This window comes from Vibrio sp. JCM 18905 (assembly GCF_055393305.1).
The window spans coordinates 251,134-265,074 of record NZ_AP043880.1 but is presented as its reverse complement, the minus strand read 5'-3'; the positions used below and the strand labels follow the sequence as shown (position 1 = coordinate 265,074).

The window sequence follows — 13,941 nt, the reverse complement described above, 5'->3', positions numbered from 1 at the left end:
ACGGAGAAAGATATGTTACTTCGCTCGCTCTGAGCGCCGAGAACGTTACTATTGGCATGCATCTAATTGCAATGTTCTCGATGCAATTTATAGACATACAACATACCAAATCATCCTTTTGTTCGATTCTGCGTGATCACTTCCACTCTCTAACAGGCATGACGTGTACCAATAGAGTAAATGAGTTAAAATCGCGCTAAAGCAATGTTAAGCAAATATAACAAGGAAGGCATCATGGCGCATGTTAATCACTATGACGTGATCGTAATCGGTAGTGGCCCTGGCGGAGAAGGGGCTGCAATGGGATTAACCAAAGCGGGACTGAATGTTGCCATTGTCGAGAAAGAAAGCAGTGTCGGCGGCGGTTGTACTCACTGGGGTACCATTCCATCAAAAGCACTGCGTCATGCCGTTAGCCGCATCATCGAATTTAATAGCAACCCGCTATTTTGTCGAAACAACACCAGCGTTCATGCAACATTTTCTGACATTTTAGGTCATGCCAAGTCGGTCATTGATAAGCAAACTCGACTTCGTCAGGGCTTTTATGACCGTAACTCATGCACACTTTTGTTCGGGACCGCGCGATTTATCGATAACTACTCTATTGCAGTGATGCAAAGCGACGGCACAGAAGAAATCTATTCTGCGGATAAGTTTGTCATCGCGACGGGTTCTCGTCCGTATCAGCCTAACGACGTTGATTTCTTGCATGAGCGCATCTACGACAGTGATTCCATTTTGAGCCTGAAACACGACCCTCGCCATATCATCATTTACGGTGCAGGCGTTATCGGTTGTGAATACGCATCTATCTTCCGCGGACTTGGAGTGAAAACCGACCTTATCAATACCCGAGACCGCTTGTTGGAGTTTTTGGATAACGAAGTGTCAGATGCGCTGTCTTACCACTTCTGGAACAGCGGTGTGGTAATTCGTAATGATGAGACCTATGAAAAAATCGAAGGCACAGAAGATGGCGTGATTATTCACCTACAATCTGGCAAGAAGATGAAGGCGGACTGTTTGTTGTATGCGAATGGTCGAACAGGTAACACCGATAAGTTGAATTTGGGTGCAGTGAGTCTGGAAGCGGATTCTCGCGGACAACTAAAAGTAAACCGTAACTACCAAACCGATATTGAGCACATTTACGCTGTAGGCGATGTCATCGGTTACCCTAGCCTTGCAAGCGCCGCTTATGACCAAGGGCGATTTGTCGCACAAGCCATTACGAAAGGTCAGGCAGAAAACTATCTGATTGATGATATTCCAACAGGTATCTACACCATCCCAGAGATTAGCTCTGTGGGTAAAACCGAGCAAGAACTAACAGCTGCGAAAGTACCGTATGAAGTAGGACGCTCTTCCTTCAAGCATCTAGCTCGTGCACAGATCGCAGGGAAAGACATCGGCAGCTTGAAGATATTGTTCCATCGTGAAACCAAAGAAATTTTAGGGATTCACTGCTTTGGCGAACGTGCCGCGGAAATTATCCACATCGGTCAAGCCATTATGGAGCAAAAAGGCTCAGCGAATACCATCGAGTATTTCGTCAATACCACCTTCAACTATCCGACGATGGCCGAAGCGTATCGTGTCGCTGCATTGAATGGTTTGAACCGCTTGTTCTAATCTATGCTTCTTGATAGCAAACAGAAAAACAGCAGGCTTGGACCTGCTGTTTTTATATCAACATTGTGCGAGGAAGGTATCCTTACGCCATTGGTAGAGAAAGATAACCCCTAAGCCAATACCCCGCATCAACATAAAGCTCGTCATTGCAAACCACAGCGCGTGATTTTCCCACTCGGCGAACAAGTAAAAGACAACGAAGAAACTGCTGGTCGCGACAAACATACTATTGCGCATGTCTTTGCCTTTGGTTGCACCGACAAAAATGCCATCCAATAAAAAGCACCACATCGACGCAAGTGGCATCACCACCAGCCAAGGTAGATACACCGCGGCTTGCTGTTGTACCGCCTCAATTGAAGTGATCATGGCGATCAACTGCGATCCCGCCAAACCAAAGAGCGCGGTCAGTCCTAAGCAAATAACCAAACTCCAAAAAAAAGTACCGACAAGTGATGCACTCAATTGTTGCCTATCTTTGGCGCCAATCGCCTTCCCGACCATGGCCTCCATTGCATAAGCAAAGCCATCCATGCCATACGAGATAATCATCAGGAAGCTCATCAGTACCGCATTTGCAGCGACAACCTCATCACCAAAGCTTGCGCCTTGGAACGTCATAAAGCTAAAAGCCGCTTGCAGACACAAAGAGCGCAAGAAAATATCGCGATTCAATTTCACGAAGCGCCCTAACCCGTGTTGAGTGCTGGCTAGCAGCTTTTGAGGTGATGGTAATTTCCTCTCTCGCCAGGTTTTCCAGACACACATGAGACCAAAACCCATACCTGAGTAGTCAGCAATCACCGATGCCAGCGCAGCACCTTCTACTTTCCACCCCAAACCCATCACAAACAACAAATCGAGGGCAATATTAGTCACGTTGGTGATGATCACCATCCACATTGGTGCTTTGGAATTTTGCGTTCCGAGCAACCACCCCAACAACACAAAGTTCATTAGCGCAGCGGGGGCACTCCACACTCGGATAGAGAAATATTGCATGCCGTAGTGCTTCACTTCAGCACTGGCGTCACTCCAACCAAAGATCAAATCAGCAATCGGGGTATGGGCAATAAGGAAGACTAACGCAAACAGCAGCGCCATAAGTGAGCCTTGCATAAACACCAAGGCAAGTTGCTTTCGGTCTTCACCGCCATAGGACTGCGCCGCCAACCCAGTAGTCGACATACGCAAAAAACCAAGCAGCCAAAACGTCACGCTGATCATGGTGCTGCCCAACGCAACACCACCCAAATACCAAGCGTGGTCTAGATGACCAATCACCGCAGCATCGACCAAACCGAGCAATGGAACAGTAATATTCGACAGCACCATAGGTATCGCTAAAGCTAAGACTTGGCGATGAACTTTTGGGTTAGATAAAGGAGAGAAGATTGAATTTGTCACAGGCACCTCATCAGTAAGATCGACGAGTGTACCTGAGCGCTTAACGACTAGCCAATTACCACTTGATGTGAACGAGGACTGGCGTGAGGCGATGCTTCAACATTGGAATCTTATTAAGCCAACGCTGCCAAGCTTTCCAACGAGAACAGAATCTATCGAATGGCGAGAAAGCTTTCACCCATTGTGCCCATGGTAACCATTGCAATATCTGTGCTGCAGGCGCTTCAAAGCCATGAGCATAACGATCAGAGCCAAGCTTTTGCCCCCACTTGGTTTCCGTTAAATCTCCTGCCAGCACCATACACAGTTCAGCAGAAACAAAATGTCGACCCAAGGTTTGAATAAATTTCGCGACTTGACGCTCTGTGCAATCGAGCAGTGCCATTTCACATAAAATGAGCACCGGTGCTTGCTCTGGAATGGCTAACGTCTCTAGCCACGACATTTCATCCACACTGCCACAGCGATGTTCATAACGTTCATTTTTGTGGAACAAGCGCTGACGCCATACCAAATTTTCCGTCACGTCCAGCTCTATCCAATGGCAGCGCCCATTATCCAAACGATAAAAGCGGGTATCCAGCCCAGCTCCAACATTGATTATCCAAGCATCGGGATACTGCTGTAAGAAGTGACTAACCTGCTGGTCACAAAGCTGAGTCAGCGTCACGTGCAGCAATTGCTTCTGCGCAATATCACCACTCAAACAATCCGGCGCCATCTTACAACTCAAACACGCTTTAGCAGCTATCGGATCGTACACCAAGCCATTGTCGACCATGCTTTCACGGCTACGCAATAACAGTGGCTTTAATAAATGGTTAGGAACTTGATGTTTAGACTGAGACATGGGCATTTCCTGCGCCAGAGAGAAAACATAGACATTAATAAAGATGATAATGAATATCAATTACATTATCAAGCTTATAAATTGCTCAAAACAAACAAGGTCAAGATGATAAGCAAGCTTTTGGAGGAAGTAGAAAAAGAGAAAAGAAGAGAAGAGACAAAACAGCCCAGATGAACTGGGCTGCTTAAACACACTTACATCCAATCGGTATTGCGAATAATACCAACGGCTAAGCCTTCAATCGTAAGGTGCTGAGACGTTAAGTCCACTTGAATTGGGGCAAACTCTTCATTCTCAGCATGCAGTAATATGGTTGAACCTTTGCGCTCTAAACGCTTTACTGTCACATCATCATCAACGCGCGCAACGACAACTTGACCGTCTCTCACGTCTTGGGTTTTATGCACCGCGAGCAGATCGCCATCCATAATCCCGATGTCTTTCATACTTTCGCCATTTACACGAAGTAAGAAATCCGCTTGCGGTTTGAACATCGCAGGATCGACTTGGTAATGCGCTTCTACGTGTTCCTGAGCCAATATGGGCTCACCCGCAGCAACTTGACCAATCAAAGGCAAGCCCTGTTCGTCATTAGCGGCAGAGTCATCAAGTAGGATACGAATCCCACGCGATGCACCTGGAATAATTTCAATTGCTTGCTTACGAGCAAGCGCTTTTAGGTGTTCCTCTGCGGCATTCGCAGAGCGGAAGCCAAGCTCACGCGCAATCTCTGCACGAGTTGGTGGCATTCCGGTGTCATCGATTTTACTTTTGATCAAATCGAAGACTTGTTGTTGGCGTGGCGTTAACGGCTTCATGTCTCACCTGTCTTTTTATACAGTTAACTGTGAGTATATCCAGTAAATGCTCAAATGAAAACCCAATTGGTTGTTTTTTAATTTATTTGTGGAGTGCACTTCGTTTGCTGCCCAAGTTCATTATTCATGCGTTTAAAACACCGCCTTTTCAGTTAATCAAAGTAAAGCAACAACTTAGGAGTTCGACTAATTTACAGCCAATAAAATTAAAAGGTTTGACCAGTTTCTGGTATCCTTGCTGCGCTTAAATTTTATCGCCTAGGCTTATTTCTTTTGCCGTACTCATTTCTTTTTCTATAGAAGACATGCAAGCGGACACTGAAATAAGGTTAGGCCTGTTTGAATACCTATTGAGGCTGTGAACTTTATGTCTTCTGGACAATCATTTTCACGTTCATTACTAAAACTACCTTTATCGGTACTGGTAAAGGGCACCACAATCCCGTCGAACCCGATTGAAGATCTGAATATCGACCTCGCTAAGCCGATTGTATATGCCCTACCGTTCCGCTCGAACGTGGATTTGCTGACACTGCAAAAACAAGCCATGAGCCTTGGTCTGCCTGACCCGCTCAGTCCGCTGGAAATCAATGGCAAAACGTTGAACCGTTTCGTCTTTATCGCTGCGCGTCCAACTGTGATGAACAACGATAATGATGTCCCAACCGACTCTGTCTCTCTGTTCACGGACTTGCTGGAACTGCATAAACTGGACAGTGAATTGGACGTTCAAATGATCCCTGCAACCGTGCTTTGGGGTCGTAAACCAGGTAAAGAAGAAAACCAAAAGCCTTACCTTCAGCCAATGAATGGCCCGCAAAAGGCGAAAGCGGTAATAGCAGCAGGACGCGACTGCTTGGTTCGCTTTAGTCCCGTGGTATCTCTGCGTTATATGGCAGACTCTCACGGTACCGACAGCGCAATTGCGCACAAATTGGCTCGCGTGGCGCGTATCCACTTCTCTCGCCAAAAACTTGCGGCTTCAGGCCCAAACCTGCCACAACGCCAAGTGTTGTTTGCTCGTTTACTAAAATCTCCAGCTATTGAACTGGCGATCGCTGACGAAGCCAAGAGCAAAAACATCTCGATTGATAAGGCACGTAAAGAAGCACATGACATCATGGATGAAATCGCCGCCGACTTCTCCTATGGTCTAGTGAAAAACGGCGACCGCATACTGAGTTGGCTATGGACAAAGCTATACCAAGGGTTGCACATCAATAACGCCTCGACTGTGCGTCGTTTAGCGCAAGACGGCCACGAAATTGTGTACGTTCCGTGTCACCGTAGTCACATGGACTACCTACTGTTGTCTTACGTTCTATACCATGAAGGCATGGTGCCTCCGCACATTGCGGCAGGCATTAACCTGAACTTCTTCCCGGCCGGTCCTCTTTTCCGTCGCGGTGGGGCGTTCTTTATTCGTCGTAGCTTTAAAGGTAACAAACTGTACTCAACCATTTTCCGCGAGTATCTAGCTGAGCTGTTTGCCAAAGGCTATTCAGTCGAGTACTTCAGTGAGGGTGGTCGTTCACGTACAGGTCGCTTACTGCAAGCGAAAACGGGTATGCTGGCTATGACCATCCAAGCAATGCTACGTGGTCTAAACCGCCCAGTAACGCTAGTGCCGGTCTACATCGGCTACGAGCACGTAATGGAAGTAGGCACTTACGCGAAAGAGCTGCGTGGCAAACGCAAAGAGAAAGAAAACGCAGGGCTTGTACTGCGTACTCTGCGTAAACTGCGTAACTTTGGTTTGGGCTATGTGAACTTCGGTGAGCCAATTCAGCTCAACCAATACTTGAACGAGCACGCTCCTGAATGGACGAAAGACATCGACAGCATGGGTGGTAACAAACCACAATGGATGAACCCTGTGGTCAACGACCTTGCTAATAAGATGATGACGCACATCAACGATGCGGCGGCGGCAAACGCGTTGACCTTGTGTGCAACCGCACTGCTTGCTTCTCGTCAACGTGCACTTTCTCGTGACTCGCTGATCAACCAGATTGAGTGTTACTTAAAGCTACTCAAAAACAACCCGTACTCAAGCACCTCCACTATCCCTACCGAAAGTGCTGAGGAGTTGGTCGATCATGCAATTTCGCTTGATAAGTTCGTGATTGAAACCGATAGCATGGGTGACATCATTTCGCTGGATCGTAGCCAGTCGATCCTGATGACCTACTACCGCAACAACATCATCCACTTGTTTGCTCTGCCATCATTAATTGCTCAGATGATCATTCGTCAGCGCAACCTCTCGGTAGAAAAGATTCAAGCGAATGTCGCGCAAATCTACCCATTCTTGAAGAAAGAGTTGTTCTTAAGCTATCAAGAAGACGAGTTGGATGAATTGGTCGTTAAAACACTGCATGAGTTTGCCGATCAGAAAATGATTAGCCTCGATGGTGATAAGCTGGAGATCAATCAGTCGAACAACCAGCCTTTGGTTCTGCTAGGTCGTACAATCACGGAAACACTGCAGCGCTACTCTATCGCGATGAACTTGCTTGTTGCTTACCCAGAGCTCGGTAAATCGGACCTAGAACAGAAGAGCCAAGATATTGCTCAACGTTTAGGACGCTTACACGGTATTAATGCGCCAGAATTCTTCGATAAAGGTGTGTTTACCGCTATGTTCAATACGCTCAAACAGCAAAAATACCTCGATAACGATGGTAACTGTGACACGAAGAAAACGCAGCAATTTGCACGATTACTATTCACTCTGCTTTATCCAGAAGTGAAACTGACGATCGAAGAGAGTATTCATCAACTTCAGTCGTAACCGTTTTACCTTCTTCCAAAATAAGAAAAAAGGCATCCAATCGGATGCCTTTTTGCTATTTCTTCGCTTACCAAAATGCGACCAATAACCCTATCGCTATCACCATGCCAACATAGTTGTTGTTGAGGAAAGCCTTAAAGCACAACTCCCGCTCGCGGTGACGAATTAAGTGCTGCTGATAAACAAACAACGACGCTGCAATCAAAAGGGTCCAGTAGTAACTTTGCCCCAATTGGTAGAACTGCCCTAACCAAACCAACATCGCGAGCGTAATCAGTTGCAATACCCCAATGATGAGTTTGTCATGACGACCAAACAAAATTGCCGTCGATTTAATGCCAATCTTTAAATCATCATCGCGATCGACCATCGCATACTGAGTATCATAAGCAATGGTCCATAAAGCGTTAATCAGAAACACAAACCAAACTATCAGTGGTAGCTCCCCGGTTTGTGCAGCCCACGCCATTGGAATTGCCCAGCTAAACGCCAAGCCTAAAAAGAGCTGTGGAATATGAGTGTAACGCTTCATAAATGGATAAATGAACGCTAACACGATGCCAGCGAAGGATAGCTGAATCGTCAACGGGTTCATGGTCAGCACTAACAAGAATGAGCTGATACCCAAAACCAAAAATAATCCAATCGCTTCTTTTGCTGTCACTTTCCCTGATGGCAGTGGGCGTTGCTTGGTACGTTTTACATGGCCGTCGACTTTGCGGTCAGCAAAATCATTAATCACGCACCCCGCGCTACGCATTAGGAATACACCCAATACAAACACGATAAATACATCCCAACTCGGCATCCCTTGGGCTGAGATAATCAGCGCCCAAATCGTTGGCCACATCAGTAACAGTGAACCAATTGGGCGATCCATGCGCATCAGTTGCCAATATGCTTTGGCTTTTTCTGCGGACATTTACACTGTCTCCTTAGCGTAAACTGGTGAATTAGATAAGAATAACTCGGCGACCAGCATCGGTTTGTGATTCATCCACAACCTTGAGCGTCGCGCTAACAAACGTCCTTCTGGTACGGCTACCCATCCCATTTGCAAAGAGTCCCGCTCAACGTTGTCTGCGCTGAACACTGTTAGTCCTAATGGGATATCCCCTTGTTGAGCCAAATCATACTGCTGATCAACTAAGGTTGAGCGAGGAATTAATGTCCGTCCGATAACCCAGTTATCATTGTCACCACACAAAATTACCTCTCGCAGTAAGCAATCTTGTTCGGACAATAACTGGCTTTCGTCCTGTTTTAACGTCGCCGCAGTGACGATCTGATTTTGTAGCAATTCTACCGTTAATGCTTGGCAGTGTTGCTTTAAACGACGTGACAAAGACCCTTGCTCTTCAAGCCAGTGCTTGGCAAATTCATTTGGAAATTCGAATTCTTCGGGGTTTTGCCACTCTACTTCCAATAAAGAAGCAAGATAGAGTGATGTTGGCTGATTCATACTAGTATTCAATTGGAGGCTTTATGCGTACAATAAAGCAACAACTTACCGTCCATAGTAATGTATGTAACCGTAAGTTCCGTTATTTGTTATAGACGGCCCATTGTATCAAGACTGAAGCGATTCGAATATCGCGATCCAGAGAAAGAAAAGTTAGAAATATGTACAAACGTTATATAGCCCAAATTATTTTTGCGTTAACCATACTGTTCGCCGCACCAAGTTGGGCTGAAACGGAAGAAACTGGACCTAAGTTGGCATACTTTACCCTTGAGCCTGATCTCACTACTAACTTTTACACCAAAGGCAAAAAGTTAGGTTATGTGCAAGTGCGCATCGACATCATGGTAATGAGCCAACAAGATTTATCGATTGTTGAGCATCACCAACCTTTGATTCGCGATGCAGTAATTGAATTACTGGGTAAGCAAACAGAAGATACTATTAAGTCCCTTTCTGGCCGAGAAGATCTGCGCAAAACCTTAGTGACGACCCTCAACGAAACACTTTTGCCCGAAACAGGTAAAACCATCATTGCCGATTTGTTGTTTACAAAATACCTTTACCAATAAACCCAAATCGTTTTGAGCATAAAAAAGACCGCTCTTGAGCGGTCTTTTCATTTCAGATTTAGGCTTGCTGTTGGTATTTCATCTTGCCTGAATCAAACAGCGCAATCGCCATCCCCGACAGTAAACCCACCAAGTGAGCGGTGTTTGCAATCGCCATGAACGGCTGCACAAAACCAAGTACTAACCACACCAACATAAAAACGATGATTGGCTTGGGTAGCGTAAGGCCTAAATGTGGCAAGCGGTAACCCAATATCCACAAATAACCAAGCAACGCATAGACCACGCCAGACAAGCCACCGAAGTTTGCCCCTTCAACATAGAATTGGCCAGCCCCAGAAAGCGCTGCCGACACCACAAAGAGTTGCAATAGCTTACCGGAACCGAGACGACGTTCGATGTCGCCACCCAACTGCCACCACCATAGTAAGTTGAACACGATGTGAGTCACTGAAAAGTGCAGTAACGCATGGCTTAGCCATCGCCACACTTGCCATTGTTGTCCCTCAAAGGCTGGGAAGTGCAACAACTTAAACACGCCATTGCCAAAGCCAAACATTTGTAACAAGTAGATGATGGTACACACCGTCATGATCAGCAAAGTCATGGGGCCAGCTTTTGCTTTGACCATGCTCATGATACTCGGGCTAGAATAATGAAAGGTGCTCTTGCGAGTATCGGCAACGTCCCACGAGGCGGCGCTGTATTTTGAATCAGACGGGTTAGCAAGGAACTGCTTGAGTTCGGCTTCCGCTTCTATTTCATGCTGGCTATCGGTCAGCCACAGCGCAAATTGTCCATCCCCTTCTGGCATCATTTCGATGTCAATTTGGCGAGAGGCCATATAATCAATAAAGGCTTGCGCCATACGTGGATTATTTAACGTTACCAATCTTTTCATTAACTTCTCACTATCGGTAGTTCTGCTCGGTGCCAGGCTTCAAAGCCACCATCCACACTGTACACCTGTTCAAAGCCTTGGTTAACTAAATATTGTGCGGCACCTTGGCTACTAATGCCGTGGTAACACATCACCAGAATGGGTTGCTCGAACTCCACTTCATCCATAAACGCAACGATCGTATCGTTGGTTAAGTGATACGCGGACTCCGCATGCGCAACGGCAAACGATTGAGCGTCACGGATATCTACAAGCTTCGCATCACCCTGCTCGAGCAGCGCTTGCGCACCTTGTACATCGATATGCTTAAACTGATCCATTTACTTTCTCATTGTCTTATTAATATACCCAAGCAACCTCGAACCTAACGTACTAATCAGCACCCGTGGTACAGCATAAAGTCTATATTTGAAGCCGCTTGGGTATACTGCCGCTATTGTAACCTATCCAACGAAAAACTTAGACACATGGATAATCAGGGTTTTAAAAAGTGTACACATTCCAACCATTTGTGGATAAAGCTGTGAATTGCGTTGATAAAGTATATTTGGATCTTTTGATCCACAATATGTAGTGATGATCCTGATCTAACTGTGTGTATATCTATAACTATCCCCAGATGGAAAAGTGCTTGAATCCCTTATTTTGTCCGGGTTTCGAACAGTTGATAAATAATTACTTCACAGAGTTATACACAGGTAGCACATAAAATCCGGATCGCAAACGCTATCGATTTTCGATCGACAATAAAAAAGCCGAGATCACATGATCTCGGCTTTCTATGAAAATCTTACTTTCAATTAGCAGTGGAACTTAAAATTCACCCACGGCCAATTTTAGTTTCTTCATTGCGTTTTTTTCTAACTGACGAATACGCTCTGCAGAAACGCCAAACTCATCAGCTAAGTCTTGCAATGTTGCTTTCTCATCATCTAACCAACGAGAACGCACGATGCGCTGACTACGCTCATCCAAACTCGCTAATGCATGACCCAAGCGGTTGTTGGTGTGCATTTCCCAGTTTGCAGCTTCGATGTTGTCAGCCACATCAGACGATTTGTCTTCTAGGTACAGCATCGGCGCTGTGTAAGCGTTTGAGCTGTCGTCTTCATCAGTTGGCATATCAAAGGTTGAATCCACCGCCGCTAAGCGTGATTCCATCTCGCGAACTTCAGAAGGCTCAACACCTAACTCACGCGCAACGGTTTCGACTTCACCGTTGTTAAACCAACCCAAGCGCTTTTTCGACTTACGCAAGTTGAAGAACAACTTACGTTGCGCTTTAGTGGTCGCAATTTTCACGATACGCCAGTTACGTAGCACGTATTCGTGGATCTCTGCTTTGATCCAGTGGACAGCAAAAGACACCAAGCGAACCCCTACCTCTGGGTTAAAACGCTTAACGGCTTTCATTAGACCGATGTTACCCTCTTGCACAAGGTCCGCCATTGGCAAACCGTAGCCAGAGTAACCACGAGCAACGTGAACAACGAATCGTAGGTGCGAAAGAATTAGACCTTTTGCAGCCTCAATCTCACCTTTGTAGTGTAATCGTTCTGCCAGCTCACGCTCTTCGTCTGCAGTCAGCATTGGGTAGCTGTTTACTGAGCGAATATAGCTATCAAGGCTATCTTGCGTGACTAGAGCCATCGGATACGCTTCTTTTGTCATTCAATTCCTCATCAATCTCTGATCTGGAGCATTACATTGCAAATTTAGCTTCGATATCTTGAACTCAAAATGAACAAGTTTCAAGAAGGGGAAGCAATTATCCATAAACATTCGGTCTAAACAAGGGATCCAGATTAGCTAGTGCTAATAAAATCCAAGTAGTAAGACCTTCATCACTTAAACTGGTTCAATTTCTTTTAAATGTCGTTGCGCAGAAAAGCGCGCCGCAATGCATCCCAAAAGACTACCAATGATGATTAATAGCAAAGATTCATCCCAGCTTAGACCAATCAGGCGAAACTGGCTGTCGTACAACGCAGCAAGATCTTCCACCGCACTATTCATAACAATGGTCACTAAAGCCGTTACCAACCACGCGATGGTGGCACCTAATACGCCAAACCACATCCCCGTGTACAAATAAGGGCGCAGAATAAAACTGTCCGTCGCACCGATCAGTTTCATGGTTTGAATCTCTTCTTTATTCGCCAGCACATTAAATCGCAACGTGTTGCCAACGATTAAAAATACCGCACCGAGCATCAACACTGTCAGAGTAATGACAATAATACTCGCGAGAGTTTTGATCGCATCAAGACGCGCCAGCCAATCTTCATCAAGTCTCACGTCGGTCACATCTTGTTGCTCTCGAACGTCTTTGGCTAATGACTGAATATCACTCTTTAGCTCCGAGGCTGGCGTAATCACCAACACACCGGGTAGCGCATAGCCACTTAAAAGGCTGATAGCCTGATCGAATCCTGCATATTGGCTTAAATCAGATAGACCTTGTTGCGGTGAAATATATTCCACCTCTTTTACCAAAGGCCAAGTTTCAATTTGATCTTTGAGAACCATCACACGTGCATCCGGCATGCCTTCTACTAAGTAAGCACTAACTTGCGAGGGAGATGCCACATCTTCCGCGGCACCCGCGACGTTTTTGCCCAGTAGATACAAACAAGCTGGCATAGCAAGTGCCATTGAAATCACGGCTAGGGTCAGGATATTACCTAAAGGTCGTTGCCATAAGGCGCTAAAAGAGGATTTTGCTTGTTTTGCGTGGACAGAGAAAAAACCATCGGTATTTGCACGCTTGGCACTGCGGCCTTTCCCCTTCTTTTGGGAGTGCTTGTTACCTGCCATAGTCTTCTACCTCACTTAGGAAGCCTTGGTTTAATTCAAAATGACGATACTGTGGGCGAGTATTTACTAACCCCACATCGTGCGTGGCGAGTAAGATGGTCACTCCCGCACGATTAAATTCTTCGAATAGACGCAACACACGGTTGGATAATTCTGGGTCAAGGTTACCTGTCGGCTCATCAGCCACCAGCAACGTTGGTCGATTGACTACGGCACGAGCAATACCGACGCGTTGTTGCTCACCACCAGAAAGTTGACTAGGTAGGCAACGAGCTTTATCGAGTAAGCCCGTTTTATCTAACGCCGCAGAAACACGGCGTTTGATTTCGTTTTCAGAAATCGATTCGATACGCATTGGCAGAGCGACATTGTCGTACACACTGCGATCCATCAATAGGCGATGATCTTGAAAAACAATCCCAATATTGCGGCGCAAAAAAGGGATGTCTTTGCTTGGAATACGCGTGATATCGTGACCATTAAAATGGATTTTTCCATCGGTTGGGCGCTCTATCGCGCAGATCAATTTCAGCAAGGTACTTTTACCAGCCCCGGAATGCCCGCCTAAAAACGCCATTTCACCGCGCCTCAGGTGAAAATCGACTTTTTGCAGTGCTTGTCGACCACCTCGGTAAGCTTTGCTCACTTGCTGAAATTTGATCACCGTTGATTTCCTCTAACTCTT

Annotated in this window: 13 protein-coding genes; 3 read left to right on the top strand and 10 right to left on the bottom strand. The window is 46.0% G+C overall.

Annotated features, from left to right (window positions below):
- Positions 1–204: 204 nt before the first annotated feature.
- Positions 205–1,635, top strand: coding sequence for a Si-specific NAD(P)(+) transhydrogenase (gene sthA / locus ACZ5ZC_RS17875; protein WP_167426147.1), 1,431 nt, complete (start codon positions 205–207; stop codon positions 1,633–1,635).
- Between the two features lie 57 nt (positions 1,636–1,692).
- Here sthA and dinF read toward each other — a convergent pair whose 3' ends face one another.
- The 3 genes from dinF to lexA all read right to left on the bottom strand — a co-directional run bounded on the left by dinF (position 1,693) and on the right by lexA (position 4,710).
- Positions 1,693–3,042: an MATE family efflux transporter DinF gene (dinF, locus tag ACZ5ZC_RS17870; protein ID WP_464932168.1), complete on the bottom strand. Its 1,350-nt coding sequence runs from the start codon at positions 3,040–3,042 to the stop codon at positions 1,693–1,695.
- A gap of 55 nt (positions 3,043–3,097) precedes the next feature.
- Positions 3,098–3,892 (bottom strand): class I SAM-dependent methyltransferase, encoded by a 795-nt coding sequence (locus tag ACZ5ZC_RS17865; RefSeq protein WP_005378679.1) that lies wholly within the window; start codon positions 3,890–3,892, stop codon positions 3,098–3,100.
- A 194-nt stretch (positions 3,893–4,086) separates the two neighbouring features.
- Complete coding sequence (gene lexA / locus ACZ5ZC_RS17860) at positions 4,087–4,710, bottom strand: transcriptional repressor LexA (protein WP_005393778.1); 624 nt, start codon at positions 4,708–4,710, stop codon at positions 4,087–4,089.
- Positions 4,711–5,077: 367 nt separating this feature from the next.
- On the opposite strand from lexA, the gene plsB reads away from it, so the two are divergent.
- A complete protein-coding gene (gene plsB / locus ACZ5ZC_RS17855) occupies positions 5,078–7,504 on the top strand; it encodes a glycerol-3-phosphate 1-O-acyltransferase PlsB (RefSeq protein WP_139059595.1) in 2,427 nt (808 codons plus the stop codon).
- 67 nt (positions 7,505–7,571) lie between these two features.
- Here the strand turns inward: plsB and ubiA are convergent, their stop codons facing one another.
- Positions 7,572–8,426 carry a 4-hydroxybenzoate octaprenyltransferase gene (ubiA, locus tag ACZ5ZC_RS17850; protein WP_005393780.1) on the bottom strand — a complete coding sequence of 285 codons (855 nt, stop codon included), beginning with the start codon at positions 8,424–8,426 and terminating at the stop codon, positions 7,572–7,574.
- A complete protein-coding gene (locus tag ACZ5ZC_RS17845) occupies positions 8,427–8,966 on the bottom strand; it encodes a chorismate lyase (RefSeq protein WP_005393781.1) in 540 nt (179 codons plus the stop codon).
- A gap of 161 nt (positions 8,967–9,127) precedes the next feature.
- On the opposite strand from ACZ5ZC_RS17845, the gene ACZ5ZC_RS17840 reads away from it, so the two are divergent.
- Positions 9,128–9,538: a flagellar basal body-associated protein FliL gene (locus ACZ5ZC_RS17840; protein WP_054868132.1), complete on the top strand. Its 411-nt coding sequence runs from the start codon at positions 9,128–9,130 to the stop codon at positions 9,536–9,538.
- A gap of 58 nt (positions 9,539–9,596) precedes the next feature.
- Here ACZ5ZC_RS17840 and glpG read toward each other — a convergent pair whose 3' ends face one another.
- The 5 genes from glpG to ftsE all read right to left on the bottom strand — a co-directional run bounded on the left by glpG (position 9,597) and on the right by ftsE (position 13,920).
- Complete coding sequence (glpG, locus tag ACZ5ZC_RS17835; RefSeq protein WP_005393785.1) at positions 9,597–10,439, bottom strand: rhomboid family intramembrane serine protease GlpG; 843 nt, start codon at positions 10,437–10,439, stop codon at positions 9,597–9,599.
- On the bottom strand, positions 10,439–10,759 hold the full coding sequence (glpE, locus tag ACZ5ZC_RS17830; protein ID WP_054868131.1) for a thiosulfate sulfurtransferase GlpE: 321 nt from the start codon (positions 10,757–10,759) through the stop codon (positions 10,439–10,441). The genes glpG and glpE overlap by 1 nt, the downstream gene beginning before the upstream one ends.
- A gap of 493 nt (positions 10,760–11,252) precedes the next feature.
- On the bottom strand, positions 11,253–12,110 hold the full coding sequence (gene rpoH, locus ACZ5ZC_RS17825) for an RNA polymerase sigma factor RpoH (protein WP_005378693.1): 858 nt from the start codon (positions 12,108–12,110) through the stop codon (positions 11,253–11,255).
- Positions 12,111–12,287: 177 nt separating this feature from the next.
- Positions 12,288–13,256 carry a permease-like cell division protein FtsX gene (gene ftsX, locus ACZ5ZC_RS17820; protein WP_005393793.1) on the bottom strand — a complete coding sequence of 323 codons (969 nt, stop codon included), beginning with the start codon at positions 13,254–13,256 and terminating at the stop codon, positions 12,288–12,290.
- A complete protein-coding gene (ftsE, locus tag ACZ5ZC_RS17815; RefSeq protein ID WP_005393800.1) occupies positions 13,246–13,920 on the bottom strand; it encodes a cell division ATP-binding protein FtsE in 675 nt (224 codons plus the stop codon). Before ftsE ends, ftsX begins: the two co-directional genes overlap by 11 nt.
- Positions 13,921–13,941 lie beyond the last annotated feature (21 nt).